The organism is Roseateles sp. (assembly GCF_039929605.1).
Lineage (GTDB): Bacteria > Pseudomonadota > Gammaproteobacteria > Burkholderiales > Burkholderiaceae_C > Pelomonas.
Genome location: NZ_JBDSQX010000182.1, coordinates 24,207 through 46,715 on the forward strand (window position 1 = coordinate 24,207; position 22,509 = coordinate 46,715).

Genomic DNA, 22,509 nt, shown 5'->3' on the forward strand with positions numbered 1-22,509 from the left:
GGGCAGGCACGCTTGACGACCCTGCTGCTGCTGGAAGACGACCCCGCCATCGCGGACACCGTCGTGTTTGCGTTGCAGCGCGAGGGCTTTCGCGTAGAGCACCGCGCCTGGCTGGCCGAAGCGCGCGAGCGGCTGCGCCAAGCGCCGGCACCCGAGCTGCTCATCCTCGACATCGGCCTGCCCGACGGCCATGGGCTGGACCTGTGCCGCGAACTGCGCGCCGGGCCCTTGTCGCACCTCTCGCACCTGCCCATCATCGTGCTGAGCGCGCGCAGCGACGAGATGGACCGCGTGCTCGGCCTGGAACTGGGGGCGGACGACTACCTCGCCAAGCCCTTCAGCCCGCGCGAACTGGTGGCACGCGTGCGGGCGCTGCTGCGCCGTGCGCAGGCCGCGCCCGCCATGGCGACGGGCTTTGCGGTGGACGGCTCGCGTGTGCGACTGGACGGCGCGCTGCTCAACCTCACCAAGCTGGAGCTGGGCCTGCTGCTGAAGCTGCTGCAGGCGCCGCAGCGCATCCACTCGCGCGAGGTGTTGCTGGACGCCGTCTGGGGCGTCAGCGCCGACAGCAGCGACCGCACCGTGGACACGCACATCAAGACGCTGCGCGCCAAGCTGCGCGAGGCGGCGCCTGGGCGCGACCCGATCAAGACACATCGGGGCATGGGCTATTCATTGGAGCCGTGACTCTGTCGCCAAGATTCATGAACACAGCCACAGAGACACAGAGACACAGAGAAAGCCCCACTCTCTCTGTGCCTCCGTGTCTCTGTGGCTGTGTTTGGAATTGGATTTGGAATTCCTGACATGCGCCTCGGCCTGCGCGTCTTCTTCGGCTTCTTCCTCATCGCCGGCTTGAGCGCCGTGCTGCTGCTGAAGGTCTTCCTCGCCGAGGTGAAGCCGAGCGTGCGCGAGGTCATGGAAGACCTGATGGTGGAGGCGGCCTACCTGCTGGCCGAGACGGCGGCGGACGAGCTGGACGCCGACGGCCTCAAGCCCGGCAGCCGCCTCGGCGCGCAGTTGCAGCGGTATGCGAAGCGCGAGGTCAACGTGCCGATCTGGGGGCTGCGCAAGGAGAGCCTGGACCTGCGCCTGTACGTGACCGATGCGCGCGGCCGCGTGCTGCTCGACTCCGGCCAGCCCTCCGCCGTGGGCCAGGACTACTCGCAGTGGCGCGACGTGGCGCTGACGCTGCGCGGCGACTACGGCGCGCGCTCGACGCGCTACGCGGATGACGACCGCAGCACCATCCTCGTCGTGGCGGCACCCATCATCAAGGACGGCCGGACGCTGGGCGTCGTCAGCGTCGCCAAGCCGGTGGCCAGCGTGCAGCGCTTCATCGACCGCGCCGAGCGGCGGCTGTACTGGGCCGGCGCCGCACTGCTGGCGGCCAGCCTTGTCGTCGGTGTGGCGGTGACGCTGTGGCTGGTCGCGTCCGTGCGGCGGCTGCGGCGCTACGCGCAGCAGGCCCAGGCCGGCCACGCCATCGCGCCGCCCGACATGCCCGGCGAGCTGGGCGACCTCGCGCTGGCCATGGACGACATGCGCCGGCGGCTTGAGGGCCGCGAGCAGCTGGAGCACGACGTGCGCGCACTGACGCATGAACTCAAGAGCCCGCTGGCCGCGCTGCGCGCCAGCGGTGAGCTGCTGCAGGACGAACTGCCTGCCGCCGACCGCCAGCGCTTTGCCGCCCAGGTGCTGGACCAGACCGCGCGCCTGCAGACGCTGGTGGAGCGCGTGCTGGGGCTGTCGCAGCTGGAGGCGCAAATCGGGCTGGGTGAACGGCAGCGCCTGGCATTGGTGGGCTGGGCCGAGGCGCAGCTGGAGCGCCAGGCATCGCGGCTGGCGCAGAAGGGCCTGAGCGTCGTGTGGACGGCGCGGGACGACGTGGCCGTGGCCGCCGACGCGGCGCTGCTGGAGCTGGCCTTCGGCAACCTGCTCGTCAACGCCATCGACTTCGCGCCTGCGGGCTCGACGCTGGAACTGGCCGTTAGCGCTTCGCCCACCACCGCGCGGCTGACGCTGCGCGACCACGGCCCCGGCGTGCCGGCCGCAGCCTTCGCGCAGTTGGGCAAACGCTTCTTCTCCACGGCGCGGCCGGGCAGTCTCGTGAAAGGCTCGGGCCCGGGCCTGGCGATTGCGCGGCGCGTGGCGGAGCTGCATGGCGGGCGGCTGGCGTTCGAGGCGGCGCAGCCGGGCCTGCGCGTTGGCTTGATCCTGCCGCGCTGACTTCACGCTCGCTTCACACAGCTCGTCAGGCCCTCACATCGCCTCGCGATGCTGGCGGCATGAACAAACAACTCATCATCAAGCTGGCCATCCTGGCCGTCGTCACCGTCCTGCTGTGCATCGTGCTCGCCCAGATCGGCGGGCTGGTGAACGAACGCCAGGCACGCCAGCGCGAGGCGGAGCAAAGCGTCGAGCAGTCGCAAGCCGGCCCGCAGACCTTGCTCGGCCCCATCCTCACCCGCAGCTGCAAGGAAACCTGGACGCCCTCCAAGGACGGCGTGCAGAGCCGCAGTTTCCTGGCGACGCTGCCGCCCGCCCAGTTGGAGGTCAGCGGCGGCCTCAGCCCGGAGACGCGTTACCGCGGCCTGTTCAAGATCCACACCTACGTCGGCAAATTGGCCGTCACTGCGCGCTGGGACGATCTCGTCGCGCTGACGCCACCACCGGAAAACGCCGGCGGCCGCATCGAATGCGGCGACGTCATCGCGATGTTTTCGGCCAGCGACTCACGGGGTCTGCGCAAGGTCGAGTTGAAGCGCGACGGTCACGTGTTGAACGTCAGGCCAGGCACGGCGAACGCAGTCCACGCCTCCGGGCTGCATGCGGTTCTTGCGCTTCCACGGCCGGGCGAGCCGCTGGAGCTGAACTTGGCCTTGGAGCTCGTCGGCACGCAGCGCCTGGCAATCGTGCCTGCGGCCGGCAACACGACCGTGGCTCTGCAGTCCAGCTGGCAGCACCCAAGCTTCTCCGGCCGCTTCCTGCCGTCCGATCGCGAGGTCGGCGTGTCTGGCTTCTCGGCCCGCTGGCAGGTCTCCGAACTGGCGAGCAGCGCGGCGGCCGACGTCGTCGCGGGCAAGAGCGGCCTGGACACGCTCGCCGTCGACCTCATCGACCCCGTGAACCCCTACGTCATGAGCGACCGCGCCATCAAGTACGGCCTCATGTTCATCGCCCTCACCTTCGTCACCGTCGGCCTCACCGAGCTGCTGACCGGCCGCCGCGTGCACCCGGTGCAATACCTGCTGGTGGGCCTGGCGCTGAGCCTGTTCTTCCTGCTGTTGCTGAGCCTGTCGGAGCACCTGCCCTTCCTGGTGGCCTACCTCATCGCCGCCGCCGCAGCTGCGGTGGTGCTGACCCAGTACGCCGCCGCTATGCTGGGTGGCTGGCTGCGCGGGCTGGCGTTCGGCGGCGGCATCGCGCTGCTGTACGGCGCGCTCTACGTGCTGCTGAGCCGCGAGCAGACGGCTCTCGTCATCGGCGCCGTGCTGCTGTTCGCGGTGCTGGCGGTGGTGATGACGCTGACGCGCCGGCTGGACTGGTACCGGCTGGCGTCAGGGAATCCGCAGGGTGAGTGATTTACGCTCGGGCCTATGGCAAAAGAAGGTTTCGACTACATCATCGTGGGCGCCGGCACCGCCGGCTGCCTGCTCGCCAACCGGCTCACCGCCGACCCGACGAAGCGCGTGCTGCTCATCGAAGCCGGCGGCAAGGACGACTACCACTGGGTGCACATCCCCGTCGGCTACCTCTACTGCATCGGCAACCCCCGCACGGACTGGTGCTACAGCACCGAGGCAGAACCGGGCCTGAACGGTCGCAGCCTGCGCTACCCGCGCGGCAAGGTGCTGGGCGGCAGCTCCAGCATCAACGGCATGATCTACATGCGCGGCCAGAGCCGCGACTACGAGCACTGGGCCGAGGCCACGGGCGATGACACCTGGCGCTGGGAACGCGTGCTGCGCGCCTTCCGCCGCCACGAGCACCATTGGCGGCTGGACGACCCCAAGACCGCACCCGAGGGCTTTGCCGCCGTGCACGGCCCCATGCCAGGAAAGAAGGGCGAATGGCGCGTGGAGCAGCAGCGCCTGCGCTGGCCCATCCTCGACGCCTTTGCCGCTGCGGCACAGCAGACCGGCATCCCGGCCACCAGCGACTTCAACGCCGGCACGAACGAGGGCGTGGGCTATTTCGAAGTCAACCAGAAGAAGGGCCTGCGCTGGAACACGGCCAAGGCCTTCCTGCGCCCCACGACCTTCGGCCGGCCCAACTTCGAGCTGTGGACCGGCGCGCAGGTGCGCAAGTTGCGGTTGATGCGCGACGGTTCATCCGAAAGTAGCGGCCTGCGCTGCAGCGGCGTAGAGGTGCAGACGCCGCACGGCATCGAGCAGCCCTGGCTGAACTCGGGCGGCGAGGTCATCCTGTGTGCCGGTGCCATCGGCTCACCACAGATCCTGCAGTTGTCGGGCCTCGGCCCGGCCGAGCTGCTGCAAGGCCTCGGCATCAAGGTCGAGCAGGACCTGTCCGGCGTGGGCGCCAACCTGCAGGACCATCTGCAGATCCGTTCCGTCTACAAGGTGCAGGGCGCCAAGACGCTGAACATGCGCTCGGCCTCGCTGTTCGGCAAGGCCATGATCGGCCTGGAGTACGCGCTGCGCCGCAGCGGCCCGATGAGCATGGCGCCGAGCCAGCTGGGCGCCTTCACGCGCAGCAGCCCCGGCAAGACCTGGCCCGATCTGGAGTACCACGTGCAGCCGCTGTCGCTGGACGCCTTCGGCGAGCCGCTGCACGGCTTCGACGCCTTCACGGCGAGCGTGTGCAACCTCAACCCGACGAGCCGCGGCACGGTGCAGATCAAGTCGCCGGACTCGACCGTGGCGCCGGCCATCCAGCCCAACTATCTGTCGACCGATGCCGACCGCGAGGTAGCCGTCGAAAGCCTGAAGCTGACGCGCCGCATCGTCGCCCAGCCGGCACTGGCTGGCTTCAAGCCCGAGGAACACAAGCCCGGTCCGCAGTACCAGACCGACGAGGACCTGGCGCGGCTGGCCGGTGACATTGCCACGACCATCTTCCACCCCGTGGGTACCTGCAAGATGGGGCGCAACGACGACCCGGGCGCGGTCGTCGACTCGCGGCTGCGCGTGCGCGGCGTGAGCGGGCTGCGCATCGCAGACGCAAGCGTGATGCCGACGATCACGAGCGGCAACACGAACTCGCCGACGTTGATGATTGCGGAGAAGTTGGCTGGGTGGTTGGTGGGGGGCAACTGAGGCGGGCGGGCTTGACCCACTCTGGCGTGAGGAGGCGCAGGCGCGGACGCAGGCTGACTGCAGACCTCTACACTTTCTCTACCGCAAACAACACGCGCCATGTCTGACACGCCAAGGTTTGGCTTTGCGAAGGTTGCGGCATGGGCTCTTTGCTGCGTGCTCGGCCTGGGCCTGGTGGGCTGGCAGGCCGCCCGCGCCGAAACAGCGGCCTCCCCCGACAAGCGTCGCATGGAGTTTCGCTATTGGGACTGGGGCGCCACGCCGAAGCGAGACGACTACCAGTTCGCGCTGTTGACGCTGGCCCTCGACAAGACCGTCAAGGACTACGGGCCCTACCAGCTCTCACGGGTGGTGCGCAGCTACTCCACTTCGCGACTCAGGCGCGAGATCAATCGCGGCGAAGTGGTGAACGTGCATGCCGGGCCTTGGCGGCCGCTGGAGGTCAGTGAAGACAAATTGCCGGAGCGCAGCGTGCGCATCAATGTGTCCATCTTCAAGGACTTGCTGGGCTATCGCAAGCTGCTGATCCGCCGCGCCGATCTGGACAGATTCAAGCGCATCCGACGCGCCGATGAGCTGAAGAAGCTGGTTGTCGGGCAGGCGAACGGCTGGGTCGATATCGACATCTACCGGCACAACGGCTACGCGGTCAACGACACCCCGACCCCGGCTTCGCTGTACGACATGCTGGCCAGGAAGCGCTTCGACTACATCCCCATCAGCCTGCTGGAGGCCACCACCGCACTGAACTACCGCCCGGAGCTGGCGGGCGAGCTGATGCTGCTGCCCGACATCACCGTCTACCTCCCGCTGCCCATCATCTTCTACGTCAACGTCCACGAGCCGCTGATGGCGGAACGACTGGAAAAGGGTCTGGCCCTGGCCAAACAGGACGGTTCCTTCGAGCGCCTGTTCAAGTCTTCATTTGCCGACGAGTTGCAGCTGATTCAAGACGGCTCACGCGTGCACTTCGCGCTGTCCAACCCCTTCGTTCCCAAAGAGCTGACGGACGAGAAGTCACTTGAACCAGGCGCGCGCGGCACACCGGCGAAGCCGCACGCCAGACGGCGGTAGGACGGCGTGCCGATGCGCGCGTGATGCGCCCGCGATTCGAGACCGAGCTTGAGGTCTCGGGCGCCCGTTCAGGCAAGAGAAACGCGTGAACGGAGTGGCCATCTTCTACAAATAGAGCCGTTCGCAGCCAAGTAGAGCTGGTCGTGAAATAGCGTGGGACAAGAATGCGAAAACTGGGTTTGACTTTGCTGGTCGTCGGATTTCTCTGGCTGCTCGTGCTGCAGGTCCAAGCTGCGCTGCACGCTGGCGTTCGGGCGGTGGTACTCACTCAGTACAAACAACTTGATGCCGAGGCCAAGCCCAGCTATTCGAGACAAGAGGTCGACGGATTGATCCGTAATACAGCAAGGGATGCATTTGATGCACATCCGTTGTTCGCTTTGCCAGGCGCCGTCAGCTTCATCGGCGGTTTGCTGGCGTTGAAGCGACAACGCGGCAAGTCGGCGGGCTGAACCATGGATCGCGGGAAAGCCGCACTACGCGCGGCATAGGCTTGAGCGTCTGCTCCTCGACAATCGAGCCATGCCGTCTACGTCCCCCCGTGTCCTCGCCGTCATCCCGCCGATGACGCAGCTGAACACGCCTTACCCGTCCACCGCCTACCTGACCGGCTTCCTGCGTTCGCGCGGCATCGAGGCGCAGCAGGTGGACCTGGCGCTGGCGCTGGTGCTGGAGCTGTTCTCGCCCGCCGGCATCACGCAGTTGCACGACACCGTGCTGGCCCTGCCTGATGCGAAGCGCACGCCGCAGACCGCCTGGTTCGCCGCCGAGTTCTCGTCAATCGCCGCCGCAACTCCGCGCGCAATTGCCTTCCTGCAGGGCCGCGATCCGACGGTGGCGCATCGCATCAACACGCGCGCCTTCCTGCCCGAGGGCAAGCGCTTCGAGACGCTGGAGGCCTATGTCGATGAGGATGGCGGCGACCCGCTGGCCTGGGCGTTCGGCGCTTTGGGCCTGCAAGACCGCGCGCGGCACCTGGCGACGCTGTTCCTGAACGACCTCGCCGATGTGCTGCGCGACGCGTTGGACGCGCGCTTCGAGTTCGTCCGCTACGCCGAAAGCCTCGCCGCCGCGCAGGCGCACTTCGACCCGCTGGCCGACGCGCTGGCCGCGCCGCCCAATCTCGTCGACGACACGCTGCGGCGCCTCACGCTCGAAGCGCTCGAACAGCACGAGCCCGACGTCGTGCTGCTGTCTGTGCCCTTCCCCGGCTCGGTCTACGCGGCGCTGCGCATCGCACAGACGATCAAGGCCGCGCGGCCCGAAGTGGTGTGCGTGCTGGGTGGTGGCTACGTGAATACCGAGCTGCGCGAACTGGCCGAACCACGGCTGTTCGACTTCGTCGACTACGTGACGCTGGACGCCGGCGAGCGGCCGCTGCTGGCGCTGCTGGAGCACATGTCGGGCAAGCGCTCCAAGACGCGCCTGGTGCGCACCTTCTGGCGCGATGGCGCCGACGTCAAGTACACCAACTTCGTCGAACCCGACATTCCCTTCGACGACGTCGGCACGCCGACCTGGGACGGCCTGCCGCTGGACCGCTATTTGTCGCTGCTGGACATGCTCAATCCGATGAACCGGCTGTGGAGCGACGGGCGCTGGAACAAGCTGACCGTGGCCCACGGCTGCTACTGGAAGAAGTGCAGCTTCTGCGACGTGAGCCTGAACTACATCTCGCGCTACGAGGCGGCGAGCGCCGAGGTGCTGGTGGACCGTATCGAGGCCATCGTCAAGGAGACAGGGCAGACGGGCTTTCACTTCGTCGACGAGGCCGCGCCGCCCAAGGCGCTGAAGGCGCTGGCCGAGGAGTTGATCCGCCGTGGCGTGGCCATCTCGTGGTGGGGCAATATCCGCTTCGAAAAGACCTTCACGCCCGAGCTGGCCCAGCTGCTCGCCGACAGCGGCTGCATCGCCATCTCGGGCGGGCTGGAGGTCGCGTCCGACCGGCTGCTCAAGCTGATGAAGAAGGGCGTCTCCATCGAGCAGGTGGCGCGCGTGACCAAGGCGTTCTCCGATGCCGGCGTGCTGGTGCATGCCTACCTGATGTACGGCTTCCCGACGCAGACGACGCAGGACACCGTGGACGCGCTGGAGTACGTGCGCCAGCTGTTCGAGAGCGGCTGCATCCACAGCGGCTTCTTTCACCGTTTTGCCTGCACGGTGCACTCGCCCGTGGGCCTGAACCCGGCGGAATACGGCGTCACGCTGCAGCCACTGCCGGAAGGCCGTTTTGCGAAGAACGACATCGCCTTCATCGACCCCACGCCCACCGACCACGACGGCCTGGGCCAGGGGTTGAAGAAGGGCCTCTACAACTTCATGCACGGCATCGGCGTCGACAGCGACATCCGCAGTTGGTTCCCGGTGCGCGTGCCCAAGACGACGGTGCCCAGGCACTTCGTCGAGCGCGCTCTCACCACGACCCGCTGACGTTCGCCAATAGAAGACAAACACAGCCACAGAAAGCAGATCCGCGCGACTTTGGTGCAGCGCACAATTGCCGCATCCAAGCGGAGGTAGCAGCCATGCGGCGAGTCGTGTTCAACCAGAAGGGTGGCGTGGGCAAATCCACGATCACGAGCAACCTGGCGGCGATTGCTGCCTCGCAAGGCAAGCGCGTGCTGGTCATCGACCTGGACTGCCAGGGCAATACGACGCGCTACCTGCTGGGCGACGCGGCGGACGGCGAGGTGGCCGGCTCAGCCGACTTTTTCAGCCAGACGCTGAAGTTCAGCGTGCGTGACTCCGACGGCAGCGAGTTCATCAGCGAGACGCCCTGGGACAACCTGCACGTGATGGCCGCCAGCGCCGAGCTGGACGAGCTGCACAGCAAGCTTGAAAGCCGCTACAAGATATTCAAGCTGCGCGATGCGCTGCTGAAGCTGCAGGCGCAGTACGACGAGATCTGGATCGACACGCCGCCGGCGCTGAACTTCTACACGCGCTCGGCGCTGATCGCGTCGCAGGGCTGCCTCATCCCCTTCGACTGCGACGACTTCTCGCGCCGCGCGCTGTACGGGCTGCTGGAAGCGGTGGACGAGATCCGTGCCGACCACGCGCCCGAGCTGAGCGTCGAGGGCATCGTCGTCAATCAGTTCCAGGCCCGCGCGTCGCTGCCGCAGCGGGTGGTGCAGGAGTTGATCGACGAGGGCCTGCCGGTGCTGCAGCCGTTCCTGTCGAGCAGCGTCAAGGTCAAGGAATCGCACGAGCTGAGCCGGCCGATGATCCACCTCGACGCGCGCCACAAGCTCACGCTGGAGCTGGTGGCGCTGTACGAGTCACTCGGTCGCTGAACGAATCTCGGGCTTGCGGCCGATGGCTTCCAGCTGCGGCGCCACCTTGGCCTTGTCGCCCACGGCCACGACGATGAGCTGGGCCGGGTCCAGGTGCACCTTGGCCGCCTTCAACGCGGTGGCCGAGGTGACGGCGGCGTATTTCTTCGGCAGGTCGGTGATGGTGGACAGCGGCTGGCCGGTGGCCCAGTTGCTGGCGTAGCCGGAGACGACCGCCAGGTTGGTGTCGAACAGCCCCGGCAGCGACAGCAGCTGGGCGTTGCGCACGCGGTTCAGCTCGGCCGCGCCCATGGGCTTGGCGCGCATGCCTTCGATCTCCTTCCACATGTCGACCAGCGCGGCGCCGGTCACGTCGGTGCGCACGCTGCCGCGGATGCCGAACTGGCCGCGCTCGCGGCCCAGCGTGTAGCCGGAGTAGATGCCGTAGGTGTAGCCCTTGACCTCGCGCAGCTGGGTGTTGATGCGTGACGTGAACAGGCCGCCGAGCGCCGCGTTCATGACCTTGAGGGGCGCGGCGTCGGGCACGCCGGCGAAGGGGCCGGACGCGACGACGGCCAGTGCCGTTTGCGGCGCACCGGGCTTGTCGATGACGACGGTGCGCACCGCGCTCGGCTTGGCCGCTGGCAGCGGATCCACCGCAGGCGCCCCACCCTCGCCCTTCCAGGCGCCGAACAGCGGCTCGATCAACGCGCGCAGCTCGGCCTCGCTCAGGTCACCGGCCACCACCAGGGCCGCGCGTTCGGGCCGGTAATGCGCCTGCCAGAAACCGCGCAGCGCGGCGGCGTCCACGGCCTTGATGCTGGCCTCGGTGCCCAGCGGGTTCTCGGCCAGCGGGTGGCCGTCGCCGTAGGTCACGCGGTTGCCGACGGCGTTGGCCAGCAGCGGCGCCTGCTCACGCTGCTGCGCCAGCGCGGCCAGGCGCTGGGCCTTGAGCCGCTCGATCTCGGGCGCGGCGAAGGCGGGGTTCAGCGCCAGGTCGGCCAGCAGGGCCAGGCCCTCCTTGGCGGCAGCCTTGCGGCCGGAGAAGTCGACACGCGCTTCCTCCGGCGCGGCCTGGGCGCTCAGCGTGGCACCCAGCGCGGCGATGCCCTCGGCGATCTGCTGGGCGCTGCGGGTCGTCGTGCCCTCGGGCAGCATGGCGGCGGTAAAGCCGGCCAGGCCCGGCTTGTCGGCCGGGTTCACGGCCTGGCCGGCGCGCAGCACGAGGCTGGCGCTGACCAGCGGCAGGCCGGGCTTGGGCGAGTAGATGACGGTCAGGCCGTTGGCGAGCGTGAAGCTTTGTGCCGCCGGCAGCGTCAGCGCCGTGGCCTTGGCGGCACCCGGCGGCTTGTTGCGCCAAGCCTCCAGCGCGTTCAGCGCCTCGCGCTCACCCTTGGCTGCCTGGGTCGGCACCGCCGGCGTGGCCACCTCGGCGGCCAGCACCTGCTCGCCCGGCTTGGCCAGCACGACGACGCGGCTGTCCTTCTTCAGGAACCGGGCCACGGTGGCGCTCACGGCGGCGGGCGTCAGCTTGGCATAACGCGCCAAGTCCTGGCCCACGAAACCGGGGTCGCCGGTCATCTGGTTGTAGTGGTTGACGAGGTCGGCCAGCGACGAGACCTTCTCCATGCGCTGCAGCACCTGCGTCTCGATGGTCGCGCGGGCCTGGGCAAGCTCGGCGGCGGTGGGCGGCTCCTTGGCGAGCTTGTCGATCTCGGTGTCCACCAGCGTCTCGATCTCGTCCAGCGACGCACCCGGGCGGGCCACGACCTCGATGTCGAACACCGAGCTGAGCGACTGCGAACCCTGGCCCACCTGCACGCTCTGCGCGAGCTGCTTGTCGCGCACCAGCAGGCCGTAGAGCCGGCTGGCCTTGCCGCCGCCCAGCACATGGGCGGCGATGTCCAGCTCGGCGTCGCCGGGCTTGTACATGGCCGGCGTGTGCCAAGCGAAGTTCAGCCGCGACAGTTCGATGCGGTCCGTCACGACGAGGCGGCGCTCCTTCGTGATCTCGGGCGTGGCCACGTTGACCGCAGGCGGCTTGGGGCCGGCCTTGAGCGTGCCGAAGTACTTCAGCACCAGCGCCTTGGCCTGCTTCGGGTCGAAGTCGCCCGCCAGCACCAGCGTCGCGTTGTTGGGCCGGTAGTAGGTGCGGGCGAAATCCTTCACGTCCTTGAGCTGGATGCCCTGGATGTCGGCATGCGAGCCGATGACCGAGGCGCGGTAGGGGTGGCCTTCCGGGTAGAGCGCCTGGTACATCGCCTCCTCGACGATGCCGTAGGGCCGGTTCTCGTAGCTCTGGCGGCGCTCATTGCGCACCACGTCCTGCTGGTTGGCCAGCGACACGGCGTCAATCTCGTCGAACATCCAGCCCAGCATGTCGGCCTTCAGCCACAGGCCCTTCTCCAGTTGGTTGGCTGGCAGCGTGAAGAAGTAGTTGGTGCGGTCGAAGTTGGTGGAGCCGTTGGCATCGGTGCCGCCGGCGGCGTCGACGAACTTGTCGAACTCGCCGCGCGGGACGTGCCGGCTGCCGGCAAACATCAGATGCTCGAAGAGGTGGGCAAAGCCCGTCTGGCCCTTGGCCTCGTTGCGCGGGCCGGCGTGCACCCACAGGTTGAAGGCCACCAGCGGCAGGCGGTGGTCTTGCACCAGGATGACCTCGAAGCCGTTGGGCAGGGTGTACTTTTCATGCCGGATGGCCAGCTGGCCGGCCTCGGTGCTGACGGCACCTTTGACTGCGGCTGCGGGCGCGCTCCAGGCGGGCAGGGATAGCGCGCCAGCCAGAGCAAGCAGCGCGACGAGACGGCGGGGGGCAGGGGTATTCATTCGTGGCGGTCCTCGATGGTCAATGCGTTGATTGGGCAGCAGACTGAAGCGGCGGCAGAAGTGCCGATGGTCACCACGGCGAAATCCAGGCCAGCAGCGCCAGCCAGAGCGGCGCCGTGGCGACGTAGAGCACCGTCGACAGCACCGTGGCCGCCGTCACTTCGGCCTCCATCGTGCGGTAGCGCTGCGCAAAGATCAGCGCGTTGGAGCCGGTCGGCAACGCCGCCATCATCACGATGACGGCCAGTGGCAGGCCGCTTAAGCCCAGGCCCCAATGTGCGATGCCCAGCACGACGGCGGGTATCAGCAGCAGCTTGGCGGCCACCAGCCCGGAGAGGCCGCGCCAGGACTTGGGCCAGCCGTAGTAGGCCAGCGACATGCCGATCAGCGTCAGGCACAGCGGCACGACGGCCGTGCCGAGGTTGAGCAGCACCTCGTCCAGCACGGCGGGGATGGGCCAGCCGGTGGCGTTCCAGCTCAGGCCCGCCAGCACGGGCAGCACGACGGGGTGGATGACGGTGTTGCGCACCGTCTGCGCCAGCGTGGCGGCCAGGCTGCCGCCCTCGCGGCCGCGCGCCACGTCCAGCTCGACGAGGGCCGTCAGCAAGGTCAGGATGGTCAGCGCATGCAGGCTGACGACGGCGATGTGGATGGCCAGGCCCTGCTCACCGAACACGCCTGCGGCCACGGGCAGGCCCACCTGCAGCGTGTTGCCGAAGCCGGCCGTGATGGCCTTGACGCTGGGCGCCGTGACCGCCTCGCCCGGCTTGCGGCGCCAGCGCTCGAACAGATAGATGAGGAATACGACGACCAGCACCGGCGCGAAGAAGGCGAACAGGAAGGCCCAGGGCAGCGTGGCCGTGTCCAACCGCGCGGTGGTGCGAAAGAGCAGCGCCGGCACGAAGATGAAAAAGGCCGCGTTGGCCAGCACGCGAGCGGGGTCGCTGTCGCTACCGGCCTCGCCGCCGCCGAGCCAGCGCATGCGGCCGACGGCCCAGCCAATGGCCACGGCGACAAGAATGGCCAGCAGCTTGAACGCAATCGCCCAGGTCATGGCAGTGACCCCTGGCGCCGCGCGCCAACAAAGGCAGAAACACAGCCACAGAGACACAGAGGCACAGAGACAGCGGCACGCCCTCGCGACTTCTCTATTTCTCTGTGTCTCTGTGCCTCTGTGGCTGTGTTCATGACCCCGATGATCAACGCCGCTTCAGGCCAACGCCAACAGCAGCTCAAATGAAAAACTGCTCCCCTGCCCCGCCGTGCTCTGCACCAGGATCTGGCTGCCCATCAGGCGCACGAGCTGCTGGCTGATGGACAGGCCCAGCCCCGTGCCGCCGAGATGGCGCGAGGCCTCGGAGACCTGCTCGAAGGCCTTGAAGAGCCGCGCCTGCTGGGCCGGCGTCATGCCGATGCCGCTGTCCGTCACGCCAAAGCGCAGCCGCACCTGGCCGGCCTGGGTGGGCTCCATCACGGCGGCCGACAGGCTGACGGTGCCGCTGTCGGTGAACTTCACCGCGTTGGACAGCAGGTTGAGCAACACCTGGCGCAGGCGCTGCCCGTCCACCAGCACGTGCACGGGCAGGCGCGGGTCCACGTCGAGCGCAAAGGTCAGGTTCTTCTGCTCGGCGCGCAGGCGCACGCTGTCGCAGGCCATGTCGAGCAGCGCTCGCAGGTCCACAGCGGCAGGCTTCAAGCTCACCTTGCCGGCCTCGATGCTGGCCATGTCGAGCACGTCGTTGATGAGCTCCAGCAAATGCAGGCCCGAGTCGCGCATCAGCTGCAGGCGCGTCTGCTGCGGCGCGGGCACGCGCGCGTCCATCTGCATCAGCTGCGTGAAGCCGAGGATGGCGTTCAGCGGCGTGCGGAACTCGTGGCTCATGGTCGCCAGGAAGCGGCCCTTGGCCTGGTTGCCGGCCTCGGCGCGCAGCTTGGCCTCGCTGAGTTCGGCGGTGCGCTCGTTCACCAGGTCTTCCAGATGGTCGCGGTGGCGCGTCAGCTCGGCCTCGGCCTGGCGGCGCAGCGAGATGTCGATCACCATGCCCTCGATGCGCCGCTGGCCGCCCTCGGCTTCCACCCAGTGGGCGCTCAGCTCCACCCACAGCGGCCGGCCTGCCGCGCCGCGTAGCTGCAACTGCGCCTGCTGCACCTTGCCCTGCTCGTTCATGAGGGCGGACACGCGCAGCATCTCGTCGCGGTCGATGCCGGTCACCTCGCGCAGCCGCCGGCCCACCGGGCTTATCGTGCCCAGGCCCAGCATCTGCGTGAAAGCGCGGTTCATGCCCAGCACGCAGCCCTTGGCGTCGGCCTGGAAGATGCCCTCGGTCGCGTTCTCGAACAGGCTGCGGTAGCGCGCCTCGCTGGCGCGCAGGCCCTGGGAGCTGAGCTGCACCTGATCGGCGGCGCTGCGCAGCTTCAGGCTCATGGCGTTGAAGCGCGTCGTCAGCTCGCCGATCTCGTCGGCATGCTCGACCTCCTCCTGCGCGCCGAGGTCGCCCGTGGCCACGCGCTGCGCCAGGGCGCCCAGCCGCGCCACGGGCCGGCGCACCAGCCAGTGCACGAGCAACGAGGTGGCAATGACGATGCCGATGACGACGACGGCCAGCAGCTCAACGACGAAGAGCCGCGTACGGCGGATCTGCTCGTCGATGCGGTCACGTGTGAAGGTCAGTACCGCCGAGGCCACCTGGGCGCCGGGGGCGTCTGCTGCGGGCTGGTAGGTGATGGGGAACTCGCGCTTGAGCGAGCCGCTGGCGGCGTGGTCGCGCTCGCGCCTGCCCTGGCCGCCGGGCAGGCCCAGGCCCTTGAGCTCGATGCCATGCACCTCGGGGTCGGCCATGACGGCATCGAGCAGGTTTTCGATGGCGACGAGGTCGAGGTTCCAGATCGGCCCGGCGAGGCCCCGCTCGACGAGGCCGGCCATGCGCGCCTCGCGCTGGCGCAGGCCCTGCATGAGGGCGTCTTCCTCGTAGGACGTCCACGTGAAACCCACCACGAGGACGAGCAGGCTGGCGACCAGCGCGATGCCGGCCGTCAGGCGCGTCTGTATGCCGATGCTCAACGGCGCCAACACCATCCGCTCTCCTCCTGACGCCGTGCTGAGGCGCCGCGAGGCGAGCATAGTGGCATTTGGGCCGGTATCAGCCGCCTCGCTTTCGCGGCATCCTCGACGCATGGATTGAGCTATTGCGGGCCGAGCGCCGGGCTGCCATGGGCCAGAGGCCCATGGCCTGTCGTAGGCACAAGCAGTCCGCAGGGACTGCTTGTGTCCGACTCCAGTTCACCAAGCCGGCCCGTCATGGCGATGTGCTCGCGGCTCAATGCCGCGAGCATCGCTGTCCCCCCGGGGGACCGACTAGGCTTGCCCGCGTACAGCAGGGCAAGGCTGGGCGAGGGGCTCACCTTCATTTCAGACGAACTGAGAGTTCTCGTCGGCGACACGGGCGGCTTCGAGCACCACCTGCGCCAGCGCCAGCAGCAGCAGCCCGAACAGCAGCGCGAGGTAGTGATCCGACGACAGGCCGAACCAGAACTGGCGTTCGCCCTTGCCGTTGCCCCAGGTCACCGCCAGGATGGCCAGCGTTTGGCCCAGCGGCTGCGCGGCGGCCATGGCGCACAGGCCCAGGCCCAGGCGGCGCAGGTGCTGGGCCGGCTGGCGCGCCAGCAGCTCGCCCTGGGCAAAGCAACCGAACAGCGCCCACATCTGCCACAGCGCGAACAGGCTCACCGTGGTGGGCACCATGGAGGCCGCCAAGCCCCAGAGCCGCGAGCTCATGTCGAGCTGCAGTTTGCTGAGGTTCCAGGTGCGTGCCGCCACCTCGGCCACCCATTCGGGCTGGGCCCAGAAAATGAAGGGCAGGGTGCCGATGACGACGACGCCGAACAGGCACAGCAGCCGCACGATCCAGGCCAGGCGGCGGATGCGCCGCAGACCGTCGGCGGAGAAGGAGTCGGGCATGGCGGTCTTTGTAAAACAGGAAAACTTACTGTAAAACAATAATTGATTGCCGTTAAGAAGAAAGTAAAGCGCGTCCGAGAATTGCGGCATGAGCAAGAAGACCCCCCACGTCAGCGAGACCCCCGCCACCCAGCAGCTCAGGCGCGCCGGCGTCGCTTTCACCGAGCATGTCTACGACTACGTCGAGCACGGCGGCACGGCCGAGTCCGCGAAGCAGCTCGGCGTGGACGAGCACGCCGTCGTCAAGACGCTGGTGATGCAGGACGAGAAGGCCGAGCCGCTGATCGTGCTGATGCATGGCGACTGCAGCGTCAGCCTGAAGGAGCTCGCGCGGCAGATCCCGTGCAAGAAGGTGGAGCCCTGCAAGCACGACGTCGCGCAGCGGCACAGCGGCTACCAGGTGGGCGGCACGTCGCCGTTCGGCGTGCGCAAGGCCATGCCGGTGTTCGTCGAGGCGACCATCCTGGAGCTGGACAAGATCTGCATCAACGGCGGGCGGCGCGGTTACCTCGTCGGCATCGCGCCGCAGGTGCTGACTGAGCTGCTCGGCGCCCGGACCGTGCACTGCGCGAACCGAGGCTGACGCAGGCGCCCCGTTTGCCGAGGCGCCGGATGTGGCAAACCATCTTCGACACCCTGCGCTCCGAGTTCTCCGATGCCCCCGACGCTGAACAGGCCACGCGCATCCTCACGCGGCTGCTGCTGGCGGCGCTGTTGGGCGGCGTGCTGGGCTATGAGCGCGAGCAGAAGGGCAAGGCGGCCGGCATTCGCACCCACATGCTGGTGGCCATGGGATCCGCCCTCTTTGTGCTGGTGCCGCAACTTGGCGGCATGGCCGAGGGCGATCTGAGCCGCGTCATCCAGGGCGTCGTCACCGGCATCGGCTTCCTTGGCGCGGGCGCCATCATCAAGAACCGCAGCGAGGAAGACGTGCAGGGCCTGACAACAGCCGCCGGCATCTGGATGACCGCCGCCATCGGCGTGGCCTGCGGCCTGGGTCGGGAATCGACAGCGGTGTTGAGTGCGCTGCTGGCGCTGGTGGTGCTGGCGGTGGTGCCGCGCCTGGTGGGCCGGGACCGGCACTGAAGCGGCTTGCACGGCCTTGTCCTACCGCCCCGTCGCGTCACCCCTGACGAGTGACCGGCGGGGCGCTCCGCAAACTCATGTGGATGTCGACACGAACCGAGGCCATGAGCGGTCTGGAGACGCTGGACCTCGCGTATGCCCGGCTCGAAGAGGTGCTGCCCGCATGGGCGGCTCGGTGGCTGGCCTGGTTGCGCAGCCCGCGGGGCATCTGGCTGCGCATCCCGGCGGCGCTGCTGTGCTTCGTGGCCGCCGCCTTCTGGTTCATGCCCATCATCGGCATCGAGTGGTTGCCCGTGGGCTTGCTGTTGCTGGCCGAGGACGTGCCCTTCCTGCGCAAGCCAGTGGGCCAATTCATCCTGTTCCTGCTGGCGCAGGCGCGGCGCTTGCAGGCCTGGTGGCAGGCACGGCGCCACTGACCTGCGACCGACCCGCCACTGACCGGCGTGCCCGGCGGCCTGCATGACAATCCGGCCCCATGCAAATCGCTCTGCAAAACGTCCTTCCCCTGCTGGCCGCGCTCGCCGGCTACCTGATCGGCTCGCTGTCTTTCGCCGTCATCATCAGCCGCGCGATGGGCCTGTCCGACCCGCGCTCCTACGGCTCCGGCAACCCCGGCGCCACCAATGTGCTGCGCTCGGGCAACAAGGCCGCGGCCGTGTTGACGCTGGTGCTCGACGCCCTCAAGGGCTATCTGCCGGTGCTGGCCGTGCTGGTCTGGGGCCCGCGCTACGGGCTCGGGGAAGGCACGGCGGCCCTCGTCGGCCTGGCAGCCTTCCTCGGCCATCTCTACCCGGTGTTCTTCCGCTTCCAGGGCGGCAAGGGCGTGGCCACGGCAGCCGGTGTCATCTTCGGGCTGAACCCGCTGCTGGGGATTGCGACGCTGGCGACATGGCTCATCATTGCCTGGTTCAGCCGCTACTCGTCCCTCGCGGCCATCGTGTCGGCTGCCTTCGCGCCGATGTTTCAGTTGCTGATTTGGGAAGCCGGCCCCACCGCGTTGGCGCTGATCATCATGGGCCTGCTGCTGGTGTGGCGCCACCAGGCCAACATCAAGAAACTGCTGGCCGGCACCGAGAGCAGGCTCGGCGCCAAGGCGGCTGCGCCGCCGCCCGGCGCCAGCAAGAAACATCCGCACGGCACCGGCGCGGTCAACAAAAAGACGGCCGCCAGTCATTCCCACCATCACCCCAAGAAAAAGTGACTCCCATGAACACCATCGAACGCTTCGACGTCGGCGCCCGCATGTCCGAAATGGCCGTGTACAACGGCGTGGCCTACCTGGCCGGCCAGGTGCCCGAAGACACCACGGTCGGCATCGAGGGCCAGACGGCCCAGGTGCTCGCTGCCATCGACAAGCTGCTGGAGCGCGCCGGCACCAGCAAGGCCCACATCCTGCGCGCCGAGATCTTCCTGGCCGACCGCGCCGACTTCGCCGGCATGAACACCGCGTGGGAAGCCTGGGTCTCCGCCGGCCACACCCCGCCGCGCGCCACCGTCATCGCCGGCCTGGCGCGGCCGGAGTGGAAGGTCGAGATCCTGGTCACCGCGGCAGTCTGATGACTTTGCGGGACAGACCGATCGAGCTGAGCGAGTAGCTCTGTCCCCAGCTGAATGACCTTGCGGGACAGACCGATTGAGCGAAGCGAGTAGCTCTGTCCCCAGCTGAATGACCTTGCGGGACAGACCGATCGAGCGAAGCGAGTAGCTCTGTCCCCAACTGACTAGGTGTGTCTGGCTGCACGTTGCCGCCAGAAGTCCACGTCGATGAGCTGCTCCGCGCCGGTGCGCGCATGATCAGCCAGAACTGAGCCCCATCGGCGCTGATGCGCGCTACCTCGCCCTCGTGCCGCCCCGCGCTGACGCGCTGACCGAGCGCATTGGCCGGGAAGCCCGGCTGCCGGGCGAGCTCCAGCAGCGGCGTCACCGCCCGCGTGTCGCCCGCCAGCCGCAGCCGCTGCATCAGCGGCGCCAGCAGCGGGCTGGCCGCGTCGGCCGGCGACACGAACAACACCAGCTTGGCCTGAGCCCGGCTCAACGCGACGTTGAGCAGGCGCTGCGCCTCGTCGCCGTGCAGGAAGGGCTGGGCGCCGTCCGCCGGGTCGAACAGCACGACGGGCGCCTCGCTGCCCTGGGCGCGGTGCACGGTGCTGACGCGCAACTGCTCCGGCAGCCCACGCGCCCGCAGCCGCTGGCGGATCAGCGCGCGCTGGGCTCGAAACGGCGTCAGCACGATCAGCTCCTCGGGCTGCCATTGGCCACTGCCCAGCGCCTGTTCCAGTAGCGCAGCAATCGCCTCGGCCGACTCGCGCCGCACCGGCCCGCGCTCGGCAGCCACCCAGCCGCCGTCCGCATTCACGCGGTGCACATGCACATGAACGTCGGCGGCTATGTCGCCGAGCGCGCGCTGCCGGGTGGCCAGCCAGCCCGGCGAGGCCTGCGTGTCGGCCGCCACGCGCAGCGCGCCGTCGTAGAACAGCTGGCTGACCAGCTCGCCGATGGGCGGCGCCATGCGCGACTGCTCGTCCAGCAGCGCCACGGCCGCTCCGCCGGGCGGCATCTCCGCGAACGCCGAGCGGCCCAGCCAGCGCCGCGCCAGGCGGTCCTCGCTGCGCAGCACCGGCGACAGCTGCTGCGGGTCGCCCGCGAACAGCCGCGCGCGGCCCAGCGGCACCAGCACCAGCGCGTGGGCCAGGCTCACCTGGCTGGCCTCGTCGAACACCAGCAGGTCGAAGGGCGGCGCGCCGTCGGGCTGCAGCTCGCGCAATGTCTTCAGCGTGAAGGCCGCGCGCGTGGTCGTCATGGCGGCCAGGCGGCAGCGTTGCAACACCTTCAGCGATGACGCGCGCAGCTCGTCGCGCAGGCCGGCCACGCGGTCGGCCCAGGTCTTCAAGGCGTGCGCGTCGCGGGCCGAAGGCCGGGCGCTCTCGGCACGCGCCAGGCGGGCGATGAGCTCGCGGTCCTGCGTCGGGATCAGGTGCTCGCGGCCCTCGTAGGCCGCCGCGTCGAAGCGTGTGCCCAGGCGCTGCACCTCGCTGCGCAGATGCTCTCGCCGGCCCTTCTGCAAGGCCTTGTCGACTGCCAGCGTGGCCTGGTCCACCGCCTGGTTGGTGGTGGACAGCAGCAGCACGCGGGCGTTGGGGTGGCGGTCCAGGTACTCGGCCAGCAGCACGCCCAACGTCGTCGTCTTGCCCGTGCCGGGTGGCCCCCACAGGAAGCCACTGCTGTGGCCCGTTAGCGCCAGTGCCGCGTGCTGGGCCGGGCGCAGCCAGCGGAAGGGCTCACCCGTCAGCGCCACGTCTTCGTTCAGCCGCTGCGGGTTGGCCAGGTCGGGCAGGCAAGCCAGCGCCTGCTCGGCCCAGGGCGTGTCCCACCAGGCATCGGCCACGGCGTTCAGGAAGCGGGTGGGGTAGAGGCGAATCAGATGCCCGGCCGGCGGCGGCGGGCCACTGGCGTTCTGCAGCACGAGCTGGTCGTCTTCGGCCAGCACGGCCAGCACGCTGGCACCGCCCTTGCGCGGCGCACCCCACCAGGCCGAGGCGCCGTCCAGGCTGTCGTCCAGCAGCGCCTGCGCCGAGGCTGTGCCGGGCCGCTGGCCCTCGGCGAACACATAGCCCGGCTCCAGCGTCACCCGCCACAGCACGCCATCGCGCTCGGCGTGCAGCACCTTGAAGTCGTAGTACTCGGGTGTGGCCGACAGCTCGGCATTCAGGGCCGAACGGAGGTCGGCAAGGCTCATGGATCAGAATGGCGACGGTGCGGGAGGGCGCGACTGTATCGGTCCCGCCCCGGCACTTTCCAGTGGTGTCAGTGCGATGGCTTGAAGTCGGCCGGCAGCAGCGTGACAACGCGCGAGACGTTCAGCAGCGGGCCGCCGTCGGGGCCGATGCTCAGGCCCTGCGTGTCGCCGGAGGCGATGTGCGAGATGTGGTTGCCGAGCTTCTCTCCGCGATAGCTGGAATCCGTGACGACCTTCAGCAGGCCGTCTGCGTCCTGCGTGACGGTCATGTCCATGCGCCAGACTTCGTCGGGGTTCGCGCCCCATTCGATGCGTGCTGGCGCGCCCAGCGTCACGATCAGGCGGGGCTGCGCCTTGGCATCGCCGGAAGCGATCACCATGCGGATGTCAACCTTGCGTGTCGTGTCGATCGTGTCGGGTGCCACGCCTTGCGCGGCATAGGCCAGGCCCACGACGGCGAGCAGCGCGAGGCCCAGGGCTGTGTTGCGGCGGCGTTGCAACGGAGCAGGGCGGTTCAACATTGCGATCCTTTCAATCAGTGGGTGGGTGCTGCCCCAGCGGCTGGCCAGCGGTGCGCCGTGGGGCGTGAGGTCGTGGGCGGCGAGCAGCGCCCGCGTGTAGTCGGCCAGCGCCTGGGGGCGTGAGGCCAGCACGGCGGCATCGCAAGCCAGTTCCTGGTCGGCCTGCATGCGCCGCGCCGCCAGCCAGGCGAGCGGGTTCCACCAGTGCAGCGCGGTCAGCAGGCAGGTGAGAAGGTTCCAGGCGTTGTCGTGGCGAGTGCGATGCACGTCTTCGTGAGCAAGGATGAGGCGGCGCTCTTCGGGCGTGAAGCGGGTCTCGAAGTCGGCCGGCAGCGCCACGAGCGGGCGCAGCAGGCCGACGAGGGCTGGGCTCGCGCCGGCCGGCAGACGGGTGCCGTGCCTGGACAGCCGCCATTGCCGCGCCGCCTGCAGCGTGAGCACGAGTGCCGTGCCCGCCAGCCACGCGGCGAGCAACAACTGAGGCCAGAGGGCTCCGGTCTGCGGTGGGATCAGCAGGGGCGCAGTGGCCGTGCGGGCCATCTCCGCAACCGTCACAAGCACGGGCAGCGGCTTGGCCGACAAACTGGGCAGCAGCGGTGTCGCGAGCAGCGCCGGCAGCAGCAGCCAGGCGGCGTAGGTTGCTCGCGCGCCAAGGCGCTTCAGCAACAGCGGACGCAGGGGCAGCAGGAGCAGCGTGCCCAGGCTCAGCAGCAGAGCCTGGCGCTGCAGGGCGGCGAGCAATGTGTCGATCATGGTG

At 68.7% G+C, this 22,509-nt stretch carries 19 protein-coding genes; 13 read left to right on the forward strand and 6 right to left on the reverse strand.

All coding sequences use genetic code 11. From position 1 onward, the window contains the following. Nucleotides 1–12 precede the first annotated feature (12 nt). The 8 genes from creB (at nucleotide 13) to ABIS05_RS24535 (ending at nucleotide 9,646) form a co-directional block, all read left to right on the forward strand. Nucleotides 13–687 (forward strand): two-component system response regulator CreB, encoded by a 675-nt coding sequence (gene creB / locus ABIS05_RS24500; RefSeq protein ID WP_348011892.1) that lies wholly within the window; start codon nucleotides 13–15, stop codon nucleotides 685–687. A 120-nt stretch (nucleotides 688–807) separates the two neighbouring features. Next, nucleotides 808–2,229 (forward strand): two-component system sensor histidine kinase CreC, encoded by a 1,422-nt coding sequence (gene creC / locus ABIS05_RS24505; RefSeq protein WP_348011893.1) that lies wholly within the window; start codon nucleotides 808–810, stop codon nucleotides 2,227–2,229. A gap of 59 nt (nucleotides 2,230–2,288) precedes the next feature. Next, on the forward strand, nucleotides 2,289–3,584 hold the full coding sequence (gene creD / locus ABIS05_RS24510) for a cell envelope integrity protein CreD (RefSeq protein ID WP_348011894.1): 1,296 nt from the start codon (nucleotides 2,289–2,291) through the stop codon (nucleotides 3,582–3,584). Between the two features lie 15 nt (nucleotides 3,585–3,599). Beyond that, nucleotides 3,600–5,279 carry a GMC family oxidoreductase N-terminal domain-containing protein gene (locus ABIS05_RS24515; RefSeq protein WP_348011895.1) on the forward strand — a complete coding sequence of 560 codons (1,680 nt, stop codon included), beginning with the start codon at nucleotides 3,600–3,602 and terminating at the stop codon, nucleotides 5,277–5,279. Between the two features lie 99 nt (nucleotides 5,280–5,378). Then, nucleotides 5,379–6,353 (forward strand): hypothetical protein, encoded by a 975-nt coding sequence (locus tag ABIS05_RS24520; RefSeq protein WP_348011896.1) that lies wholly within the window; start codon nucleotides 5,379–5,381, stop codon nucleotides 6,351–6,353. Nucleotides 6,354–6,517: 164 nt separating this feature from the next. Further along, a complete protein-coding gene (locus tag ABIS05_RS24525) occupies nucleotides 6,518–6,805 on the forward strand; it encodes a hypothetical protein (RefSeq protein WP_348011897.1) in 288 nt (95 codons plus the stop codon). Between the two features lie 70 nt (nucleotides 6,806–6,875). Next, the gene (locus ABIS05_RS24530; RefSeq protein WP_348011898.1) at nucleotides 6,876–8,783 is read left to right on the forward strand and encodes a radical SAM protein; all 1,908 of its coding nucleotides are present in this window, start codon (nucleotides 6,876–6,878) and stop codon (nucleotides 8,781–8,783) included. 95 nt (nucleotides 8,784–8,878) lie between these two features. Beyond that, entirely contained in the window at nucleotides 8,879–9,646 is a 768-nt protein-coding gene (locus ABIS05_RS24535; RefSeq protein ID WP_348011899.1) for a ParA family protein, read from the forward strand. Here the strand turns inward: ABIS05_RS24535 and ABIS05_RS24540 are convergent. The 4 genes from ABIS05_RS24540 to ABIS05_RS24555 all read right to left on the reverse strand — a co-directional run bounded on the left by ABIS05_RS24540 (nucleotide 9,632) and on the right by ABIS05_RS24555 (nucleotide 16,409). Continuing rightward, complete coding sequence (locus ABIS05_RS24540; protein ID WP_348011900.1) at nucleotides 9,632–12,451, reverse strand: pitrilysin family protein; 2,820 nt, start codon at nucleotides 12,449–12,451, stop codon at nucleotides 9,632–9,634. The genes ABIS05_RS24535 and ABIS05_RS24540 overlap by 15 nt on opposite strands. Nucleotides 12,452–12,521: 70 nt before the next feature. After that, complete coding sequence (locus ABIS05_RS24545) at nucleotides 12,522–13,505, reverse strand: AEC family transporter (protein ID WP_348011901.1); 984 nt, start codon at nucleotides 13,503–13,505, stop codon at nucleotides 12,522–12,524. Nucleotides 13,506–13,661: 156 nt separating this feature from the next. Continuing rightward, on the reverse strand, nucleotides 13,662–15,527 hold the full coding sequence (locus ABIS05_RS24550; RefSeq protein WP_348011902.1) for an ATP-binding protein: 1,866 nt from the start codon (nucleotides 15,525–15,527) through the stop codon (nucleotides 13,662–13,664). Nucleotides 15,528–15,860: 333 nt separating this feature from the next. After that, entirely contained in the window at nucleotides 15,861–16,409 is a 549-nt protein-coding gene (locus ABIS05_RS24555; protein WP_348011903.1) for a hypothetical protein, read from the reverse strand. Nucleotides 16,410–16,497: 88 nt separating this feature from the next. Here ABIS05_RS24555 and ybaK point away from each other — a divergent pair, with 88 nt between their 5' ends. The 5 genes from ybaK to ABIS05_RS24580 all read left to right on the forward strand — a co-directional run bounded on the left by ybaK (nucleotide 16,498) and on the right by ABIS05_RS24580 (nucleotide 19,052). Next, entirely contained in the window at nucleotides 16,498–16,992 is a 495-nt protein-coding gene (gene ybaK, locus ABIS05_RS24560; protein ID WP_348011904.1) for a Cys-tRNA(Pro) deacylase, read from the forward strand. A 29-nt stretch (nucleotides 16,993–17,021) separates the two neighbouring features. Further along, nucleotides 17,022–17,495, forward strand: a complete 474-nt coding sequence (locus ABIS05_RS24565; protein WP_348011905.1) for an MgtC/SapB family protein — start codon at nucleotides 17,022–17,024, stop codon at nucleotides 17,493–17,495. Nucleotides 17,496–17,578: 83 nt separating this feature from the next. Beyond that, nucleotides 17,579–17,911, forward strand: a complete 333-nt coding sequence (locus ABIS05_RS24570; protein ID WP_348011906.1) for a hypothetical protein — start codon at nucleotides 17,579–17,581, stop codon at nucleotides 17,909–17,911. Between the two features lie 59 nt (nucleotides 17,912–17,970). Beyond that, complete coding sequence (gene plsY / locus ABIS05_RS24575; RefSeq protein WP_407074862.1) at nucleotides 17,971–18,696, forward strand: glycerol-3-phosphate 1-O-acyltransferase PlsY; 726 nt, start codon at nucleotides 17,971–17,973, stop codon at nucleotides 18,694–18,696. Between the two features lie 5 nt (nucleotides 18,697–18,701). Further along, nucleotides 18,702–19,052, forward strand: a complete 351-nt coding sequence (locus ABIS05_RS24580) for a RidA family protein (RefSeq protein WP_348011907.1) — start codon at nucleotides 18,702–18,704, stop codon at nucleotides 19,050–19,052. Here ABIS05_RS24580 and ABIS05_RS24585 read toward each other — a convergent pair. Both ABIS05_RS24585 and ABIS05_RS24590 read right to left on the reverse strand, forming a co-directional pair. Further along, nucleotides 19,036–21,231, reverse strand: coding sequence for an AAA domain-containing protein (locus tag ABIS05_RS24585; RefSeq protein WP_348011908.1), 2,196 nt, complete (start codon nucleotides 21,229–21,231; stop codon nucleotides 19,036–19,038). The two genes, ABIS05_RS24580 and ABIS05_RS24585, sit on opposite strands and share 17 nt — an antisense overlap. A gap of 68 nt (nucleotides 21,232–21,299) precedes the next feature. After that, a complete protein-coding gene (locus tag ABIS05_RS24590) occupies nucleotides 21,300–22,505 on the reverse strand; it encodes a M56 family metallopeptidase (RefSeq protein WP_348011909.1) in 1,206 nt (401 codons plus the stop codon). Between the last annotated feature and the right edge of the window lie 4 nt (nucleotides 22,506–22,509).

Coding starts and splice junctions, on each gene's coding strand:
- ABIS05_RS24550 (WP_348011902.1), bottom strand. CDS start 15,527: ATGGTGTTGGCGCCGTTGAGCATCGGCATACAGACGCGCCTGACGGCC.
- ABIS05_RS24520 (WP_348011896.1), top strand. CDS start 5,379: ATGTCTGACACGCCAAGGTTTGGCTTTGCGAAGGTTGCGGCATGGGCT.
- ABIS05_RS24565 (WP_348011905.1), top strand. CDS start 17,022: ATGTGGCAAACCATCTTCGACACCCTGCGCTCCGAGTTCTCCGATGCC.
- ABIS05_RS24585 (WP_348011908.1), bottom strand. CDS start 21,231: ATGAGCCTTGCCGACCTCCGTTCGGCCCTGAATGCCGAGCTGTCGGCC.
- ybaK (WP_348011904.1), top strand. CDS start 16,498: ATGAGCAAGAAGACCCCCCACGTCAGCGAGACCCCCGCCACCCAGCAG.
- ABIS05_RS24570 (WP_348011906.1), top strand. CDS start 17,579: ATGTCGACACGAACCGAGGCCATGAGCGGTCTGGAGACGCTGGACCTC.
- creC (WP_348011893.1), top strand. CDS start 808: ATGCGCCTCGGCCTGCGCGTCTTCTTCGGCTTCTTCCTCATCGCCGGC.
- ABIS05_RS24535 (WP_348011899.1), top strand. CDS start 8,879: ATGCGGCGAGTCGTGTTCAACCAGAAGGGTGGCGTGGGCAAATCCACG.
- ABIS05_RS24540 (WP_348011900.1), bottom strand. CDS start 12,451: ATGAATACCCCTGCCCCCCGCCGTCTCGTCGCGCTGCTTGCTCTGGCT.
- ABIS05_RS24580 (WP_348011907.1), top strand. CDS start 18,702: ATGAACACCATCGAACGCTTCGACGTCGGCGCCCGCATGTCCGAAATG.
- ABIS05_RS24530 (WP_348011898.1), top strand. CDS start 6,876: ATGCCGTCTACGTCCCCCCGTGTCCTCGCCGTCATCCCGCCGATGACG.
- ABIS05_RS24555 (WP_348011903.1), bottom strand. CDS start 16,409: ATGCCCGACTCCTTCTCCGCCGACGGTCTGCGGCGCATCCGCCGCCTG.
- creD (WP_348011894.1), top strand. CDS start 2,289: ATGAACAAACAACTCATCATCAAGCTGGCCATCCTGGCCGTCGTCACC.
- plsY (WP_407074862.1), top strand. CDS start 17,971: ATGCAAATCGCTCTGCAAAACGTCCTTCCCCTGCTGGCCGCGCTCGCC.
- ABIS05_RS24525 (WP_348011897.1), top strand. CDS start 6,518: ATGCGAAAACTGGGTTTGACTTTGCTGGTCGTCGGATTTCTCTGGCTG.
- ABIS05_RS24515 (WP_348011895.1), top strand. CDS start 3,600: ATGGCAAAAGAAGGTTTCGACTACATCATCGTGGGCGCCGGCACCGCC.
- ABIS05_RS24545 (WP_348011901.1), bottom strand. CDS start 13,505: ATGACCTGGGCGATTGCGTTCAAGCTGCTGGCCATTCTTGTCGCCGTG.
- ABIS05_RS24590 (WP_348011909.1), bottom strand. CDS start 22,505: ATGATCGACACATTGCTCGCCGCCCTGCAGCGCCAGGCTCTGCTGCTG.